This window comes from Aeromicrobium sp. IC_218, assembly GCF_004336805.1.
Classification (GTDB): Bacteria; Actinomycetota; Actinomycetes; order Propionibacteriales; family Nocardioidaceae; genus Aeromicrobium.
The window spans coordinates 203,883-221,516 of the sequence record NZ_SJXM01000002.1 but is presented as its reverse complement, the minus strand read 5'-3'; the positions used below and the strand labels follow the sequence as shown (position 1 = coordinate 221,516).

Genomic DNA, 17,634 nt, shown 5'->3' with positions numbered 1-17,634 from the left:
GTAATAGTTGAAGCAACAACTATCGAGGAGTCGTCGTGTCGTACGCCCTGTCGGACCTGGAGAACCGCCTGGTGCCCAGCCCGCTCATGCCCGCGCTGTTCGTGGGGCACGGCAACCCGATGCACGCGATCTCCGACAACGACTACACGCGCACGTGGACGCGGGTCGGGGAGGGGCTGCCGGCGGCGCAGGCCATCGTCGTGGTCAGTGCGCACTGGCTCACGCCCGGCGAGGTCCACATCACCGACGCCCCGCGCAACGAGATCATCTACGACTTCGGCGGCTTCCCCGACGAGCTGTCGCGGGTGACGTACGAGACGACCGGCGACCCGGACGTCGCGCGGCTCCTCGCCCAGCAGCTCGCCGAGTACGAGGCCGAGCTCGACAAGCAGTGGGGCCTGGACCACGGCACCTGGAGCGTCCTGAAGTTCCTGGCGCCTGCGCCGGACGTGCCGGTGCTGCAGATCAGCATCGACTACGCGATGCCGCTGCCCCGGCTGTACGAGCTGTTCTCGCGCCTGCGCCGGCTGCGCCGCCGCGGCGTCGTGTTCATCGGCTCGGGCAACATCGTCCACGCGCTCGGCCGGGCCCGGTGGGAGCCGCAGGCGCCCGCGTACGACTGGGCGCTGCAGTTCGACGCCGACACGGCCGAGGCGATCGTCGAGCGCGACGTGGCCCGCCTGCTCGACCCGTACCGGTCGTGGAGCGAGGCGCGCCTCGCGGTGCCCACCGACGACCACTACCGCCCGATGGTCGCGGCGCTGAGCCTGCTCGAGCCGCAGGAGCAGGTGGAGTTCTTCAACGACACGATGGACATGGGCTCCATCAGCATGCGGTCGTTCATCACCGTCGCCTGAGCGCAGCACGAGGGGCCCGGTCCTGGTGGACCGGGCCCCTCGTCGTGTGCGGCGTCAGGCCTGCGGAGCCTGCTGGGCCTGCTGCTCGGCGAGCTGGCGGCGGACGTCGTCCATGTCGAGGTCGCGCACGGCCTGGAGCAGCTGCTCCAGCGCCTGTCCGGGCATCGCGCCGGCCTGGTTGAAGACCAGGATGCCGTCGCGGAAGGCCATCAGCGTGGGGATCGACGTGATCTGCGCGGCGGCCGCGAGCTCGCCCTGCGCCTCGGTGTCGATCTTGCCGAAGGTGACGTCCTGGTGCTGCTCGCTGGCGTTCTCGAACACCGGGCCGAACTGCTTGCACGGGCCGCACCACTCGGCCCACCAGTCGACGAGCGTGATGCCCTCGCCGGTGACGGTGGACTCGAAGTTGTCCTTGGTGAGCTCGACGGTAGCCATGGGTTGCCTCTCCTCGGGAGCGTGCGTACGACGGGTTCAACGTATGGCCCGTCCGGGCCATTCCCGGTGGCCGATGGTCCCGATCGCGTAACTTCACGCCATCCGCCACGTTTCATGCAACATCGGTCCCGAGTGATGGGGCTCACACAAGGGGAGAACGCATGAAGCGAATGTTGACGGTGCTGGTGGCAGCGGGACTGTCGGTCAGCCTGGTCGGTGCCTCCGCGACGACGGCCCAGGCCGCCGACTCGGTGAAGATCCGCAAGTTCGGCAGCTACAGCGTGACCAAGGGTCACAAGACCACCATCAAGGCGAAGGTCGACGCCCGCGGCAACGTCCGCATCGGCACGCCCGTCATGGACGTCTGGAACAAGAAGGGCAAGCGGATCGTCGTCAAGAAGCCGCGGGCCCGCCTCGGCGCCGGCACCTACAAGGTGCGCACGACGGTCCGGTACCGCTCGTACACGGTCCGCAACAACTACGCCCAGCGCGTCGTGGCCCGCAAGGGCTCGGCGGTCGACGCCACCTGCACCGTCACCTCGGTCAGCCCGGTGGTCGGCACGATCGTCGGACCCGTCGACGACGCGGTCACCGAGATCCCGGTGCTGGGCGACCTGCTCGGGGTGGTGACCGGCCTGGTCGGCAACGTGCTGCAGGGCGTCATCAACGTCCACGACTACACCGCGACCTGCAAGGTCAACGGCTCCAACGGGTTCCGCATCGCCGGCACGATCGCCGGCTCCGGCTCGGTCGATCGTTCCGTGGTCTCGTACCCCGGCTCGGAGAACCGCGACGTCACCGACCCGGAGATCGTGAACTACGGGCCCGAGCAGCTCAAGGGACGCAGCTTCGTCGCCGACGGCCTGACGCTGGCCGCCGACGCCACCCAGACGTACGTCAGGTCCCGCACCACGACGTACTCGCCGCTCAAGAAGAAGACCCGCACCCAGACGGTGAAGATCCGCCGCCGCTAGCGGGCCGGCCAGGGGCCGGGCAGGATCGTGGGCATGGACCGACGACACCTGCTCGGCTCGCTGGCCGCCGTGGGCGCCGCGGCGCTCGTCGGGTGCACGTCCGACGAGCCCGCGCCGCGCCGCACCACCTCCGGCCCCTCGCCGACGCGCAGCCCGAGCGCGACGCCGGTCTCGCCGTCCCCGACGGACGAGCGCCCGGTCCGTCCGCGCAAGGACTCCGTGGTCGCCGAGGGGCTCGGTGTTCCCTGGGGCATCGCGTTCCTTTCGACCGGCGAGGCGCTGGTGTCGCTGCGCGACGAGGCCCGCGTCGTGCGGGTCGGCCCCGACGGCGTCCGCACCGTGGGCGACGTGCCGGGAGTCGTCCCCGCCGCCGGCATCGGCGAGGGCGGGCTGCTCGGGCTGGCCGTGCCGCCGGGCGACGACTCGGTGGTCTACGCCTTCCACACGTCCGGGTCCGACGATCGGGTCGTGCGCATGAGCTACTCCGGTGGCCGGCTGGGTCGTCCCGAGCCGGTGCTCGCCGGCATCCCGACGTCCACGCACCACCACGGCGGACGCCTGCTCTTCGACGGGCGCGGGCGCCTGTTCGTGTCCACCGGCGACGCCGAGCAGCGCGAGCTGGCCCAGGACCGCGACTCGCTCGCCGGCAAGGTGCTGCGTGTCGACCGCGACGGACGTCCGGTCGACGGCAACCCGTTCGGCAACCGCACCTGGACCTACGGCCACCGCAACGTCGAGGGCCTCGCGCTCGACGCGTCCGGACGGCTGTGGGCGACCGAGTTCGGGGACAAGGCGGCCGACGAGCTGAACCTGCTCGAGCGGGGCGGCAACTACGGCTGGCCCCAGGTCGAGGGGGAGGGCGGTGGCGACGGGCTCGTCGACCCGAAGGTCACGTGGGGCACGAGCGAGTGCTCGCCCGCGGGCCTGGCCATCACCCGCTCGACCGCGTTCCTGGGCGCGTTGCAGGGGCGGTGCCTGTTCTCGGTGCCGCTACGCGGCGAGCGGGCCGGGACGCCCCGGCGTCACCTCGACGACGGCGACCGGGTGCGCTCGGTGGCGGTCGCGCCCGACGGCGCGCTGTGGGTGACGACGAGCAACACCGACGGGCGACGCGAGCCCTCCTCGGGCGACGACCGCATCTGGCGCGTCACACTCTGAGGGTGGGCGAGACTACCGCCGCGTAGGGGTGCCGCCGGGCGAAACATGAGGCTAGCGTCAGGTTCATGGACGACTCGACCTTCGACTACGACCGCGACGACGTCACCACCATGGCCCACCGGTTCCCGTCCCGGCCGCTGGCCCACGCCCAGGCGCACCCCGGCGACGTGCGCTTCCTGGCCGGCGTCCCCGAGCCGCTGCAGCACGCGTGGGACGAGGGCGGACGTCCCTGAGCGACGTCCCTCCACGGACGACGAAGGCCCCACCCGGCGAACCGGGTGGGGCCTTCGTGCGCGTCGGGTCAGAGCGGGCGGATGTTCGCCGCCTGCGGGCCCTTGGGGCCCTGCTCGACGTCGAACTCGACCTTCTGGGCCTCGTCCAGCGAGCGGTAGCCGCTCGTCTGGATGGCGCTGAAGTGGGCGAAGACGTCGGCGCTGCCGTCGTCCGGCGCGATGAATCCGAAGCCCTTGTCGGCGTTGAACCACTTGACGGTTCCGGTGGCCATGTCCTTCTCTCCTCCGTGGCAGGAGCGGCCCGAGACGATCTGCGGACCGCGGTCGCGGTCGTGCACCCGAACCAACCAGGCACCCGGACGGGTCACGCAGCCGAGGTCGTACGCACAGCAACTGCCGAACACCCTAGGGCAGCCGATGCTCCCCGTGCACGGGTTCGCCCGAGGCGTGTCGCCGGCACGTCCCTTCACCGAATCGCAATCGGACGAATAGTCCTTGGTGTCTAGACGCAACTAGTCATTTCTTCCTAGGTTGTGCGAAGGCGTGCGCCACCCCACCCGGGCGGCACGCGCTGCGCGGACCACCCGGCCCGCACCATCACGACACACAGGGGGAACACAGTGAGACGTCTCACGACGGGCCTGATCGGGCTCGGACTGACGGCCTCGTTCGGAGTCGCGTACGCCGCGCCCGGACAGGCCGCCCCGGCGCCGCAGCAGCCGGCGGCCGAGAAGGCACACCGGGAGCACGACCTCCCGAACCCGCTCGAGGAGAAGCGTCGCGCCCTGCGCGAGGAGGCCCTCTCCTCGGTGCTGAGCGGTGACGCCAAGACGGTGCAGAAGAACGGCAGCACCGTCGTCAAGCTCGGCAAGGCGTACGCGCCCGCCGACGCCGCCGCCCAGAACAACGCCAAGGCCCGCACCAAGCTGCGTGCGCAGAAGGCCGCGCCGAAGCAGGTCGACCAGTACGTCGAGCTCGAGCAGGAGCGCGCCGACAAGGTCTTCGTGATCCTCGCCGAGTTCGGCGACGAGCGTCACCCCGACTTCCCCGACTCCGACTGGGCCTCCGCCGAGGACGCGGTCGAGCCGCAGCGCTTCGACGGCCCCCTGCACAACCAGATCCCTGAGCCCGACCGTCGCAAGGACAACACGACGATCTGGCAGAAGGACTTCTCCCAGCAGCACTTCGACGACATGTACTTCGCCGACGGCAAGAAGGACGAGTCGCTCAAGACGTACTACGAGACGCAGTCGTCGGGCCGCTACACCGTCGACGGCGAGGTCTCGGACTGGGTCAAGGTCCGGTACAACCAGGCCCGCTACGGCCGCACCGACGAGGGCGCCTGGGACCTGGTCCGCGACGCACTGAACCAGTGGGTCGCCGACCGCGAGGCCGCGGGCGCCACGCCCGCCGAGATCAAGGCGGAGCTGGCCGAGTACGACCAGTACGACCGCTACGACTTCGACGGTGACGGCGACTTCAACGAGCCCGACGGCTACGTCGACCACTTCCAGATCGTCCACGCGGGCGGCGACGAGGCCGACGGCGACCCGATCTACGGCAGCGACGCCCTGTGGTCGCACCGCTGGTACGCCTTCGTCACCGACGCCGGCGCGACCGGCCCGGCCACCAACCCGCTCGGCGGCACCCAGGTCGGCGACACCGGCATCTGGGTCGGCGACTACACCGTCCAGCCCGAGAACGGCGGCCTGTCGGTCTTCGCGCACGAGTACGGCCACGACCTGGGCCTGCCCGACGCGTACAGCACCTCCGGCGGCGACAACAACAACGAGTACTGGACGCTCATGGCGCAGAGCCGCCTGAGCGGCAAGGGCGAGCCGCTCGGCACGCGTCCGGGCGACCTCGGCGCGTGGGAGAAGCTGCAGCTGGGCTGGCTCGACTACGAGGCGGTCACGGCCAAGCAGAAGAAGACGCTCGAGCTCGGTCCGCAGGAGTACAACACCGACAAGGCGCAGGGCGCCGTCGTGGTGCTGCCGAAGAAGTCGGTCACCAAGCAGAACGGGGCCCCGGCCTCGGGCAAGCTGCAGTTCCACTCGGGCTCCGGCGACGACCTGGCCAACTCGATGACCACCGAGGTCGACCTCACGGGCAAGACCACCGCCTCGTTCAAGGGCAAGGTCCGCTACGCGATCGAGAAGGGCTACGACTACGCCTACATCCAGGCGTCCACCGACGGTGGCGACACCTGGACGTCGCTGCCGGGCACGGTGGGTGGCAAGGCCTTCGGCCTCGACACCTCCAAGCGCCCGGCCCTCGGCGGGGAGCAAAAGACCTGGGCGGACCTCAACGTCCCGCTGGACGCGTACGCGGGCCAGAAGATCCAGCTGCGCGCCTACTACAAGACCGACGGCGGCCTCGCCCTCGCCGGCCTGTTCCTGGACGACCTGAGCGTCGTCGCCGACGGCCAGCCGGTGCTGACCGACGGTGCCGAGGACGGCAGCCCGGCGTGGACGTTCGACGGCTTCCAGATCATCGCGGAGACCACGACGACCCAGCACGACAACTTCTACGTCATGGGCAACCGGTCGCACGTCAGCTACGACAAGTACCTGGCGACCGGTCCGTACAACTTCGGGTGGCTGAACACCCGGCCCGACTGGGCCGAGCACTTCAGCTACGGCCAGGGCCTGCTGATCTCGTACTGGGACACGTCCCAGGCCGACAACAACACGATCGACCACCCCGGCCAGGGCCGGAACCTGCCGATCGACGCCCACCCGGAGCCGATCATCAACATCGCGAACGGTCAGCCGTGGCGCGCCCGCGTGGCGGTCTACGACGCGCCGTTCTCGCTGCAGAAGGCGGACTCGTTCACGCTGCACACCAACGGCGTGGCGTCCTACATCCGGGCGCAGAACCCGCAGCCGACCTTCGACGACACCAAGAAGTACTGGTACGCCGAGACGCCCCAGCAGGGCGTCAAGCTGCCGGGTGCCGGTGTGAAGGTCAAGGTGGTGCAGCAGCAGGGCACCAGCCTGAAGATCAAGGTCAACTGACCGACGCCTGACGCGCGAGGGCCCCGGGGAGCGATCCCCGGGGCCCTCGTCGCGTGCGGACGCGCTCAGCCGCGGCCGAGCTCCTGGCGGACGACGGCGACGAAGCGGTCGACGTCGGCCTCGGTGGTGTCCCAGGACGTCATCCAGCGGACCTCGCCGCGCGAGCGGTCCCAGTCGTAGAAGCGCACCTGCTCGCGGATGCGGTCGGCCGCCTCGAGCGGGAGCGTCGCGAAGATCGCGTTCGCCGGGCTGTCCTGCGTGAACGCGAGCCCGGCCAGCGACCCGTCGGCCACGCCGGCCTCGAGCGCCGAGCGCAGCCGGGCGGCCATGGCGTTCGCGTGGGCGGCGCTGCGCAGCCCGAGGTCGTCCTCGAACAGGGCCAGCAGCTGCGCCGAGGCGAACCGCATCTTGCTGGTGAGCTGCATCGTGAGCTTGCGCAGGTAGGTCAGGCCGGTGGCGCGCTCGGGGGAGAGCACGACCACCGCCTCGACGCCCAGCAGCCCGTTCTTGGTGCCGCCCAGGCTGAGCACGTCCACACCGGCGTCGGTGACGAAGTCGCGGAACGGCAGGCCCAGCGCGGCGGCGGCGTTCCAGAGCCGCGCGCCGTCCATGTGCACGGCCATGCCGCGCTCGTGGGCCAGGTCGGCGATCGCCCGCACCTCGGCGGGCGTGTAGAGCGTCCCCATCTCGGTGGTCTGGGTGATGCTGACCGCGAGCGGCTGCGCGCGGTGCTCGTTGCCGTAGCCCCAGGCCTCACGGTCGACGAGCTCGGGCGTGAGCCTGCCGTCGGGCGTCGGGACGGTGAGCAGCTTGAGCCCGGTCATGCGCTCGGGGGCGCCGGCCTCGTCGGTGTTGATGTGGGCGGTGCTCGCGGCGACGACGGCGCCCCAGCGGGGCAGCACGCTGGTCAGCGACACGACGTTGGCGCCGGTGCCGTTGAACACCGGGAACGTCTCGGCCTGCTCACCGAGCTGCTCGCGGACGACCTGCTGCAGGCGGGCGGTGTAGACGTCCTCGCCGTACGCGACCTGGTGGCCGCCGTTGGCCGCGGCGAGCGCGGCCAGCACCTCGGGGTGGACGCCGGCGTAGTTGTCGCTGGCGAAGCCGCGCCAGTCGGGGTCGTGGAGGGGGGTGGTGGTCACCCGCTCATCCTCCCAGCCACGCCCCGACCGGCCGGCGGCGGTCACGCGCGCTCGTGCGCGTGGACGACCTGGTCGATCGCGCCGGGCGCGCCGCCCATCTCGTCGGCGACCTCTCCGGCGACGGCGTCCGCGTCGGTCACGGGGTGGCCGCTCTCGTCCATCCCGGCGTCGGCCGCGTCGAGCGCCGCGCGGTTGGTGGCCAGCACGCCGACGGCGGCGAGCGCGGCCAGGGCGGCGATCGCGAACGGCACGTGCAGGTTCAGGTGCTCGACCAGCTTGCCGGCGGCGTAGGGCGCGAGGCCGCCGCCGATGAAGCGCACGAACCCGTAGGCGGCCGAGGCCACCGGACGCTCGACCGGGGCGACGATCATGACCGCCTGGGTGGTGAGCGTGTTGTTGATGCCGATGAAGATGCCCGACACGACCACGCAGGCCACCAGGACGGTGCGCTGCTCGGGGAAGGCGGCGATCACGGCGAGGACGACCGCGAAGCCGGTGAGCGCGCCGTACAGCGATCGAGCGGTGCCGAACCGGTTCTGCAGGCGCGGGGCGCCGACCACCGAGAACAGCGCGACGAGCAGGCCCCAGCCGAAGAAGACCCAGCCGAGCTGCATGGCGCCCAGGTCCATCGGGAACGGCGCGTAGCCGAGCATCGTGAAGAACGCCCAGTTGTAGAGGAGGGCGGCGACGCTCATGAGCAGCAGGCCGCGGTGGCCGAGCGCGCGCAGGGGGGCGGCGGCCGACGTCGGCGTGGCCGGGCGCGGCGTCGCGGGGAGCAGCACGGCCGTGGCGACCAGGGCGACGGCCATGAGCACGGCGACGCCGTAGAACGGGCCGCGCCAGCTGATGTCGCCCAGCAGGCCGCCGACCAGCGGACCGGCGGCGATGCCGAGGCCGAGGGCGGCCTCGTACAGGATGATCGCACCGGCGAAGCCGCCACGGGCGCTGGAGACGATCGCGGCCAGCGAGGTGGCGATGAACAGGGCGTTGCCCAGGCCCCAGCCGGCACGGAACGCGACGATGCCGCTGATCGAGTCGGTCGAGCCGGCGAGCGCGGCGAAGACCACGATGATCACCAGGCCGGTGAGCAGGGTCGCCTTGGCGCCGATGCGGCTGGAGATCGCGTTGGTCACGAGCATCATGAGCGCGGTGACGACGAGGTAGCTGGTGAACAGCAGCGTGACCTGGCTCGGCGTGGCGTCCAGCTCGGACGCGAGCGCCGGCAGGATCGGGTCGACCAGGCCGATGCCCATGAACGAGATGACGCAGGCGAAGGCGACGGCATAGACCGCCTTCGGCTGCTTGAACATGCTGACGGGCTCAGCGGTGTGCATGGTCCTCCGTGTCGGGGTAGGTGAGCAGGACGGGTGCGGCGGCGGCCAGGAGCTCGCGCTCGGCGGGGGAGAGGCGCTCGAGCCAGGCGCCGAGGGCGGCGTCCTGCTCGGCCCGGCGGGCGGTGAGTGCCTCGCGGCCGGCGTCGGTGATCGAGATGAGGCTGACGCGTCCGTCGGCCGGGTCGTCCTCGCGGTGCACGAGGCCGCCGGCCTCGAGCCGCTGGACCAGGCCGGTCATGGCCGGCTGGCTGACGCCCTCGTTCTCGGCCAGCGCGGTGATGCGCCGGCCGCCGGAGCGCTCCAGGTCGCCGAGGGTGGCCGCGGCGACGCGGCTCATGGACGTCGACCGGGTGCTCCGGGCGACGTCCACCGCGAACGTGCGCAGCGCGCTCGCCAGTTCAAGTTGATTCACGCAACCATGTATATCAGGTGGTTATGCATATCTCCAGACGAGGACGCCCCGGCCCGTGTCGGACCGGGGCGTGCGGGGCCCGGGACTACAGGTCGTAGTCGACGACGAGGGGCGCGTGGTCGGACCAGCGCTCGCCCCAGCTGGCGGCGCGGTCGACCCACGCCTGCCGGGCCAGCGCGCCGAGCTCGGGCGTGGCGAGGTGGTAGTCGATGCGCCAGCCGGTGTCGTTGTCGAACGCCTGCCCGCGCATCGACCACCAGGTGTACGGGCCGTCGACGTCGCCGCTGAGCTGGCGGTGGACGTCCACCCAGCCGAGCTCGCCCAGGAAGCGGTCGAAGTAGGCGCGCTCCTCGGGCAGGAAGCCGGCCTTCTTGAGGTTGCCCTTCCAGTTGCGGATGTCGCGCTCGGTGTGGCCGACGTTGAGGTCGCCCATGAGCAGGCCGTGGGTGCCCGCGGCGCGCAGCTCGCGCATGCGCTCGGACATGGCGTCCATGAAGCGGTACTTGTCGTCCTGGCGCGGGGAGCCGGCCTCACCGGAGTGCACGTAGACCGACACGACGGTCAGCGCGCTGCCGTCGTCGAGGACGTAGTCGGCCTCGATCCAGCGGCCCGACGTGTCGAAGTAGTCGTCGCCGTTGCCGACCCGGACGTCCTTGGGCTCGAACCGGCTCAGGATCGCCACGCCGGCGCGTCCCTTGTCGGCGGCCTCGGTGTGGACGACGTGGAGCCCGCTCTCCGCGGTGATCTCCCGGACGATGTCGTCGGGGGCCCGGACCTCCTGCAGCGCGACCACGTCGCAGCCGCGGTCGGCGAGCCAGGCGTCCATGCCCTTGCGGTAGGCGGCACGGATGCCGTTGACGTTGACGGTGGCGACACGAAGCACGACTCGACCTTATCGGCACGTCCTGCTGAACTAGGGGGCGCGGGATCGCTATGCTCCGGGTGTTCGAGCAACGGGAGGGTCGATGTCCGTGGAGGACGCCGCCGCCGACGAGCGACCCGACGAGGGCTCGTGGCGTGACGTCGTGGAGTCCATCTCCACCGGCGTGCTGGTCTGGGACCTGCGCGGGCGGATCCGCATGGCCAATCCCGAGGCCGGACGCCTGCTCGGCTGCGAGCCGCTCGACCTGGTGGGCCAGGACGTCCGCGACTTCGTCCCCGAGACGTTCCACACCGACACCACCGAGGCGCACCTCGCGCTCGCCGTCACGCGCGAGACGTTCGGGGTCGCCGAGGAGCTCGTGGTCAGCCGTCCCGACGGCACCAGCCTGCACGTCGACGTGCGCCTGTCGCTGCTGCACGGCGACGACGAGCCGCTCGTGGTCGCCTCGGCCACCGACGCGCGCACCCGGGTCGCCACCGAGCAGGCCCGCCTGGACGCGGGCCGGCGCACGATCCTGGACAGCGTCCCGATCAGCATCCTCACCACCGACGCCGACGGCGTCGTCGTCTCGGCCAACGCCGCGGCCGGCACCCTGCTCGGCGTCGAGGCCGACGAGCTGATCGACCTCGACCTGGCCGACCTGCACGACCCCGACGAGCTCGCCGCGGCCGGCCTCGACGTGCCCCAGGCGCGTCCCGAGGGTGACGACGCGCCGACCTTCGCCGTGCTGCGCACGCTGGCCGACCTCGAGCCCGGCGCGCGCCGCGAGTGGTCGTACGTCCGGCCCGACGGCACGCGCGTCCCGGTCGCGGAGTTCATCACGCCGATGGGCGGGGGAGACGCGCCGACCGGCTACCTGTTCGCCGCCTACGACAACAGCCAGCGGGTCGAGGCCTCGGCCGAGGCCGAGCGGCTCGCCCGGCACGACCAGCTCACCGGGCTGCCGACGCGCGCGTTCCTGGTCTCGGTCGTCGACGACATCCTGCTGCGCCGCCCGTCCGCGCCGCTCGCCCTGCTCGTGCTGGACGTCGACCACTTCAAGACCGTCAACGACACGCTCGGCCACCACGTGGGCGACGCCGTGCTGCGCTCCGTCTCCGAGCGCATCCGCGAGGGGGCCGGTCCCGGTGCCGTCACCGCGCGCATCGGTGGCGACGCCTTCGCGACCGTCGTCGACGTGCTCGACGAGCCCGACGCGATGTCGCGGGCCCGGGTCATCCAGGAGCGCGTCGCGATGACCGACATCGAGAGCGACGACCTGGACCTGGTCGGCGTGAGCATCGGCGTCGCGCTGGCCGGCCGCGACGGCGCCGACGCGACCGAGCTGCTCAAGCGCGCCGACACCGCGATGTACCAGGCCAAGGTCGCCGGCCGGAACACGATCAAGGTCTTCGTGCCGTCCATGGACGCCGACCGCGAGAAGCTCCAGCTGGCCAGCGGCCTGCGCCGGGCGATCAACGAGTCCGAGGTGACTGTCTCGTACCAGCCGCTCGTCGACCTGCGCACCGGCAACGTCGCCGCCTTCGAGGCGCTGGCGCGCTGGACCAGCCCGCGCTTCGGCGTCGTGTCGCCCGGCCGGTTCATCCCGCTCGCCGAGGACCACGGTCTCATCTCCGACCTGGGCGAGAAGGTGCTGCGCACCGCGTGCGCCGAGGTGGCCGAGCTGTGCCGCCGCCTCGACCGTCCGGTCGGGCTGTCGGTCAACGTCTCGCCGCAGCAGTTCCGCGACCGCGACCTGCCCGGCCTGGTGCGCCAGATCGCCGAGCAGACCGGGTTCGACCCGACGATGCTCGAGCTGGAGATCACCGAGAACATCCTGGTCAGCGACCCCATGGAGGTCGTCGACGTCATGCGGGCCGTGCGCTCGCTCGGCGTGAAGATCGTCATCGACGACTTCGGCACCGGCTTCTCCAGCCTGGGCTACCTGACCCGGCTGCCGATCGACAAGATCAAGATCGACCGCTCGTTCGTCACCAAGATGGACGACAACGAGCGCGACGCGAGCATCGTGGAGTCGATCATCCTGCTCGCCCACACCCTCGGCATGGCCGTGGTGGCCGAGGGCATCGAGACGCCCGGCCAGGAGCAGCACCTGCGCGGCCTGGGCTGCGACCAGGGGCAGGGCTTCCTCTACAGCGCCGCCGTGCCGATCGCCGCGGCCTCCGTGCTGGTCTGACGGCCCGGGCGGGCCCGCGACCTACAGGTCGCGAGCCAGCGCGCGTCCGGCGGCGCGGCCCGAGAACAGGCAGCCGCCCAGGAACGTGCCCTCGAGCGCGTTGTACCCGTGGACGCCGCCGCCACCGAAGCCGGCGACCTCGCCGGCCGCGTACAGCCCGTCGAACGGGGTGCCGTCGGCCCGGAGCACGCGCGAGTCGAGGTCGGTCTGCAGGCCGCCGAGCGACTTGCGGGTGAGCACGTGCAGGCGGACGGCGACGAGCGGGCCGGCCTTCGGGTCGAGCAGCTCGTGCGGCGACGCGACGCGGATGATCTTGTCGCCCAGGTAGCTGCGGGCCTGGCGCATGGCCGCGACCTGCAGGTCCTTGGTGAACGGGTTGCGCATCTCGCGGTCGCGCGCCTCGACGACGGTGCGCACCTGCGCGACGTCCAGGAGGGGCTCCTTGGTGACGGCGTTCATGCCGTCGACGAGCTGCTCGAGGGTGTCGGCCACGACGAAGTCGGCGCCGCGCTCCTTGAACGCCTCGACCGGTCCGGGCGCGCCCTTGCCCAGGCGCTGGCGGAGCAGCTCCTTGACGCTGCGGCCGGTGAGGTCGGGGTTCTGCTCGGAGCCCGACAGCGCGAACTCCTTCTCGATGATCTTCTGCGTGAGCACGAACCAGCTGTGGTCGTGCCCGGTCTCGCGCAGCAGCTTCAGCGTGCCGAGGGTGTCGAAGCCGGGCAGGCCGGGCACCGGGAGGCGGTTGCCCTCGGCGTCCAGCCACAGCGACGACGGGCCGGGCAGGATGCGGATGCCGTGCATCGGCCAGACCGGGTCGTAGTTCTCGATGCCCTCGACGTACGCCCAGAGCCGGTCGCGGTTGACGTGGTGGGCGCCGGCGGACTCGGCGATGCCCAGCATGCGTCCGTCGACGTGCGCCGGGACGCCCGACAGCATGTGCTCGGGCGGGGTGCCGAGCCGCTCGGGCCAGACCTCGCGCACGAGCTCGTGGTTGCCGCCGATGCCGCCGGAGGTCAGCACGACCGCCTGGGCGCGCAGCTCGAACTCGCCGACGACGTCGCGGTTGGTGGCGACGGCGCGGGCGGACGTGTCGGGGGCCAGGCGGGTGCCGCGGACGCCGACCACGCGGCCGTCCTCGACCACGAGGTCGTCGACGCGGTGGCGGAAGGCGAACGTGACCAGGCCACGGGCGAGACCGTCACGGACGACCCGCTCGAACGGCTCGACGATGCCGGGGCCGGTGCCCCAGGTGATGTGGAAGCGGGGCACGGAGTTGCCGTGCCCGCCGGCGAGCCCGCCGCCGCGCTCGGCCCAGCCCACGACGGGGAAGAGCCGGTGGCCCTTCTCGTGCAGCCAGGCGCGCTTCTCGCCGGCGGCGAAGTGGACGTACGCCTCGGCCCAGCGGCGGGCGTGGTCGTCCTCGGCGCGGTCGAACTGGGCGCTGCCGAGCCAGTCCTGCATCGCGAGGTCGACGGAGTCCTTGATGCGCAGGCGGCGCTGCTCGGGGGAGTCGACGAGGAACAGCCCGCCGAACGACCACCAGGCCTGGCCGCCGAGGCCCTGCTCGCCCTCCTGGTCGACCAGCACGACCGAGCGGCCGGCCTCCACGAGCTCGGCGGTGGCGACGAGACCGGCGAGACCGGCCCCCACGACGACGACGTCAGCATCCATGCCGAGCATTGTGGCGCACGCCACCCCGCCGGCGGGCCGGTACCCGCAGATCCGGCGACCGGGCGCCGGGGGCGGTGCGTCGTCCACCACGGGACCGCCGGGGCGGTGCGTCGTCCACCACGGGACGGTGCTCGGTGGGGGACCACGCACCGCGCGGGGACGCAGGGCCAGTGCGCGTCAGGTGGACCTCCCCTCGCCCAGCCCCCGGCCGGTAGCGTCGCCGGGGTGCGAGAGACCCACGGTGAGACGTTCGACGGTGCCCCGGGATACCTGAACTCCGCGACCTACGGGCTCGCGTCGCGGCGCCAGGCCGAGGTGCTGCGGGGCCGGCTGCGCGCATGGGAGCTGGGCGAGATGACGCCGCGCGACTTCGACGTGCCGGTCGCCGCGGCCCGTGAGGCGTTCGCGTCGTTGGCCGGCGTCCCCACCTCGACGGTGTCGATGGGCGGCAGCGTGTCGGCTCTCATCGGCCTGTTCGCCGCAGTCGTCCCGGACGGGTCGCGCGTCGTCACCCTGACCGGCGAGTTCACAAGCGTGAGCGCGCCCTTCCACGTCCACGGCGGGCGCGGCGTCACGGTGACCGCGCTGGGCCCGGGTGAGCTGGAGCGCCGGGCCGGCGAGTTCGACGTCGTCGCGGTGAGCCTGGTGCAGTCGGCGGACGGGTACGTGCTGGACGTCCCCACGCTGCGCGCGAGCCTGGCCGGGCGACCGACCCGCGTCGTCCTGGACGTCACGCAGGCGATGGGCTGGATGCGCCTGGACGTCGGCTGGGCCGACGCCGTGGTCGGCGGCAGCTACAAGTGGCTGGTCTCGCCGCGCGGCGCCGCCTGGATGGCGGTGCGCCCGGACGTCGCGGACTCGCTCGTCCCGCTGGCGGCGAGCTGGTATGCCTCCGAGCGTCCGTGGGCCAACACCTACGAGCTGCCGCCGCTGCTGGCCGGCGACGGGCGCCGGTTCGACACGTCCCCGGCCTGGTTCACCCTCGTCGGCGCGGGCGTGGCGATGCCGTGGCTCGCCTCGCTGGACATGGACGCGGTGCAGCAGCACTGCACCCGGCTGGCCGGCCGGGTGCGCGAGGCGCTCGACCTGCCGGCGTCGCCGTCGGCGATCGTGGCGCTCGACGCGGACGGCGCCGAGCAGCGGCTGCAGGCGGCGGGGCTGCGGGCCGCGGTGCGCGCCGGACGCGTGCGCGTCGGCTTCCACCTCTACAACGACGACGAGGACGTCGACCGCCTGCTCGCCGCGCTGGCCGGCTGAGCGGTCAGGCGAACGGCGGGCGGGCGTCCAGGCGCACCGAGGCACGTCCGGCCGCGCGCCAGAGCCGGGCGGTGAGGTCGCGGTCCTCGTCGGTGACCAGGTTGCCCATGACCCGCAGCGCGACCGTCATCAGCACCTTCGAGCGCATGCCGAGCGGGCCGAACGTGGGCAGGACCCGCGGCACGGTGAGCAGGCCGGAGAGACGCCGCGCGATCGAGAACGCCTCGCCGTAGTGCCGGCGCAGCAGCGCGGGCCAGGCGGTCGCGAGGTCGGCACCGTCGGCCAGCTGCTCGGCCACGAGGCGTCCGGTCTCCAGGCCGTAGTCGATGCCCTCGCCGTTGAGCGGGTTGACGCAGGCGGCCGCGTCGCCGACCAGCGCCCAGTTGGGGCCGGCCACGCCGGTGACGGCACCGCCCATCGGCAGCAGCGCGGACGTCGGCGCGCGCAGCTCGTCGCCGAGCTCCCAGGTCTCGCGCTGCTGGTCGGCGTACAGGTTCATGAGCGGGCGGACGGCGAGGTCGGCCGGACGCTTGGACGTCGCCAGCGCGCCCACGCCGAGGTTCACCTCGCCGTCGCCGAGCGGGAAGATCCAGCCGTAGCCGGGCAGCACCGTGCCGGTCTCGTCGCGCAGCTCCAGGTGCGAGGAGATCCAGGGGTCGTCGGTGCGGCCGGACTTCACGTACGAGCGCCCGGCCACGCCGTACGCGGTGTCGCGGTGCCACTCACGGCCGAGCACGCGGCCGAGCGGCGAGCGGACGCCGTCGGCGACGACGAGGCGGTCGCAGCGGACGACGTGCGGCTCGCGGCCGCGACCGAGGCTGAACACGACGCCGGTGACGCGGCCGGCGGCGTCACGCTCGACGTCGGTCGCGCGGGCTCCGTCCAGCGGGGTGGCGCCGGCGGCCAGCGCGGTCTCGCGCAGGTGCGCGTCCAGCTCGGTGCGCGGCACGGCCGAGCCGTGGTCGGGCAGCGACCCGCCGGGCCAGGGGAGCAGCAGCTCCTGGCCGAAGCCGGCCGCGCGCAGGCCCCGGTTGGTGCCGTGCGAACGCGTCCACGCACCGAGTCCGAGCCGGTCGAGCTCGGCGACCGCCCGCGGGGTGAGGCCGTCGCCGCAGGTCTTGTCGCGCGGGAAGACGGCCGCGTCGGCGAGCACCGTGGCCAGCCCGTGGCGCGCGGACCAGGCCGCGGCGGCGGACCCGGCGGGGCCGGCGCCGACCACGAGGACGTCGGTGCGGTCGGGCAGCGCGGCGGTCATGGTCGGATTCTCCCAGAGGGTCGGTCGGTGGTTGGATGAAGCCCGTGACAGCCCCCTCGACGCGCGTCCGGTACGCCGCGCGCACCCGCACCCACTTCGACGTCATCCTGGCGCTGTTCTGCGTCGTGCTCGTCGTGTCCAACATCGTCGCCACCAAGGGCATCGAGCTCGGCTCGGGCTCGTGGTCGCTCGGCTCGCTGCAGCTGTGGCCGGTGATCACCGACGGGGGTGCGTTCCTGTTCCCGCTGGCGTACGTGCTGGGCGACGTCATCAGCGAGGTGTACGGCTTCCGGGCCGCACGGCGTGCGGTGATCGTCGGGTTCGGCGCCTCGATCGTCGCGGCCCTGACGTTCGTGGCCGTGGAGCACGCCCCGGCGGCGTCGTTCTACGAGAACCAGGGAGCGTTCGAGGCCGTGCTGGGCCAGGTCCCGCAGATCCTGCTGGCGTCCATGGCCGGGTACGTGGTGGGCCAGCTGACCAACTCGTACGTGCTGGTGCGCATGAAGGCACGCACCGCCGAGCGCGGCCTCGTCGCCCGCCTGGCCACGTCCACCGGCGTCGGGGAGGCCGCCGACACGCTCATCTTCTGCGCCATCGCGGCGTCGGCCATCGGCATCACGTCGATGGGCCAGTTCTGGAACTACGCGATCGTCGGCTTCGTGTACAAGGTGCTCGTCGAGCTCATCGTCATGCCGGTCACCGTCGTGGTGATCGCCTGGTTGAAGCAGCGCGAGCCCGGCTACTGGGACGACGCCGCGCCCGTCGTCGACTGACCGTCGCCCGGTGGGGCGGTGAGTGAGCGTCCACCGCGAGTGCCGCGGTGGACGCTC

Annotated in this window: 16 protein-coding genes; 8 read left to right on the top strand and 8 right to left on the bottom strand. The window is 72.3% G+C overall.

Going from position 1 to position 17,634, the window contains the following annotated elements; all coding sequences use genetic code 11:
- Nucleotides 1-35: 35 nt before the first annotated feature.
- Nucleotides 36-857 carry a class III extradiol ring-cleavage dioxygenase gene (locus E0W78_RS03100; protein ID WP_131402374.1) on the top strand — a complete coding sequence of 274 codons (822 nt, stop codon included), beginning with the start codon at nucleotides 36-38 and terminating at the stop codon, nucleotides 855-857.
- A 54-nt stretch (nucleotides 858-911) separates the two neighbouring features.
- On the opposite strand, the gene trxA is transcribed toward E0W78_RS03100, so the two are convergent.
- Nucleotides 912-1,292 (bottom strand): thioredoxin, encoded by a 381-nt coding sequence (trxA, locus tag E0W78_RS03095; RefSeq protein ID WP_131402373.1) that lies wholly within the window; start codon nucleotides 1,290-1,292, stop codon nucleotides 912-914.
- A 161-nt stretch (nucleotides 1,293-1,453) separates the two neighbouring features.
- Here trxA and E0W78_RS03090 point away from each other — a divergent pair, with 161 nt between their 5' ends.
- From E0W78_RS03090 to E0W78_RS16435, 3 genes are all read left to right on the top strand, one after another.
- Entirely contained in the window at nucleotides 1,454-2,266 is an 813-nt protein-coding gene (locus E0W78_RS03090; protein ID WP_131402372.1) for a hypothetical protein, read from the top strand.
- A gap of 33 nt (nucleotides 2,267-2,299) precedes the next feature.
- Complete coding sequence (locus tag E0W78_RS03085) at nucleotides 2,300-3,424, top strand: PQQ-dependent sugar dehydrogenase (protein ID WP_165570389.1); 1,125 nt, start codon at nucleotides 2,300-2,302, stop codon at nucleotides 3,422-3,424.
- Nucleotides 3,425-3,489: 65 nt separating this feature from the next.
- Nucleotides 3,490-3,657, top strand: a complete 168-nt coding sequence (locus E0W78_RS16435) for a hypothetical protein (protein ID WP_165570388.1) — start codon at nucleotides 3,490-3,492, stop codon at nucleotides 3,655-3,657.
- A gap of 68 nt (nucleotides 3,658-3,725) precedes the next feature.
- Here E0W78_RS16435 and E0W78_RS03080 read toward each other — a convergent pair whose 3' ends face one another.
- Nucleotides 3,726-3,929, bottom strand: a complete 204-nt coding sequence (locus E0W78_RS03080; protein WP_019145480.1) for a cold-shock protein — start codon at nucleotides 3,927-3,929, stop codon at nucleotides 3,726-3,728.
- Nucleotides 3,930-4,277: 348 nt separating this feature from the next.
- Between E0W78_RS03080 and E0W78_RS03075 the strand changes: the two genes are divergently transcribed.
- On the top strand, nucleotides 4,278-6,674 hold the full coding sequence (locus tag E0W78_RS03075) for an immune inhibitor A domain-containing protein (protein WP_131402370.1): 2,397 nt from the start codon (nucleotides 4,278-4,280) through the stop codon (nucleotides 6,672-6,674).
- A gap of 65 nt (nucleotides 6,675-6,739) precedes the next feature.
- On the opposite strand, the gene E0W78_RS03070 is transcribed toward E0W78_RS03075, so the two are convergent.
- From E0W78_RS03070 to E0W78_RS03055, 4 genes are all read right to left on the bottom strand, one after another.
- Nucleotides 6,740-7,816: a beta-eliminating lyase-related protein gene (locus E0W78_RS03070; protein ID WP_131402369.1), complete on the bottom strand. Its 1,077-nt coding sequence runs from the start codon at nucleotides 7,814-7,816 to the stop codon at nucleotides 6,740-6,742.
- 41 nt (nucleotides 7,817-7,857) lie between these two features.
- Nucleotides 7,858-9,150: an MFS transporter gene (locus E0W78_RS03065; RefSeq protein WP_131402368.1), complete on the bottom strand. Its 1,293-nt coding sequence runs from the start codon at nucleotides 9,148-9,150 to the stop codon at nucleotides 7,858-7,860.
- The gene (locus E0W78_RS03060) at nucleotides 9,137-9,562 is read right to left on the bottom strand and encodes a MarR family transcriptional regulator (RefSeq protein WP_207392603.1); all 426 of its coding nucleotides are present in this window, start codon (nucleotides 9,560-9,562) and stop codon (nucleotides 9,137-9,139) included. Before E0W78_RS03060 ends, E0W78_RS03065 begins: the two co-directional genes overlap by 14 nt.
- Nucleotides 9,563-9,647: 85 nt before the next feature.
- Complete coding sequence (locus tag E0W78_RS03055) at nucleotides 9,648-10,445, bottom strand: exodeoxyribonuclease III (protein ID WP_131402367.1); 798 nt, start codon at nucleotides 10,443-10,445, stop codon at nucleotides 9,648-9,650.
- Nucleotides 10,446-10,527: 82 nt separating this feature from the next.
- Here E0W78_RS03055 and E0W78_RS03050 point away from each other — a divergent pair, with 82 nt between their 5' ends.
- The gene (locus E0W78_RS03050; RefSeq protein WP_131402366.1) at nucleotides 10,528-12,621 is read left to right on the top strand and encodes an EAL domain-containing protein; all 2,094 of its coding nucleotides are present in this window, start codon (nucleotides 10,528-10,530) and stop codon (nucleotides 12,619-12,621) included.
- A 21-nt stretch (nucleotides 12,622-12,642) separates the two neighbouring features.
- On the opposite strand, the gene E0W78_RS03045 is transcribed toward E0W78_RS03050, so the two are convergent.
- Entirely contained in the window at nucleotides 12,643-14,292 is a 1,650-nt protein-coding gene (locus E0W78_RS03045; RefSeq protein ID WP_131402365.1) for an FAD-binding dehydrogenase, read from the bottom strand.
- Between the two features lie 225 nt (nucleotides 14,293-14,517).
- Here E0W78_RS03045 and E0W78_RS03040 point away from each other — a divergent pair, with 225 nt between their 5' ends.
- Complete coding sequence (locus E0W78_RS03040; protein WP_131402364.1) at nucleotides 14,518-15,549, top strand: aminotransferase class V-fold PLP-dependent enzyme; 1,032 nt, start codon at nucleotides 14,518-14,520, stop codon at nucleotides 15,547-15,549.
- Between the two features lie 4 nt (nucleotides 15,550-15,553).
- Here the strand turns inward: E0W78_RS03040 and E0W78_RS03035 are convergent, their stop codons facing one another.
- Nucleotides 15,554-16,804: a geranylgeranyl reductase family protein gene (locus E0W78_RS03035; RefSeq protein WP_131402363.1), complete on the bottom strand. Its 1,251-nt coding sequence runs from the start codon at nucleotides 16,802-16,804 to the stop codon at nucleotides 15,554-15,556.
- 44 nt (nucleotides 16,805-16,848) lie between these two features.
- On the opposite strand from E0W78_RS03035, the gene E0W78_RS03030 reads away from it, so the two are divergent.
- Complete coding sequence (locus tag E0W78_RS03030) at nucleotides 16,849-17,577, top strand: queuosine precursor transporter (RefSeq protein ID WP_242686207.1); 729 nt, start codon at nucleotides 16,849-16,851, stop codon at nucleotides 17,575-17,577.
- Nucleotides 17,578-17,634: the final 57 nt, after the last annotated feature.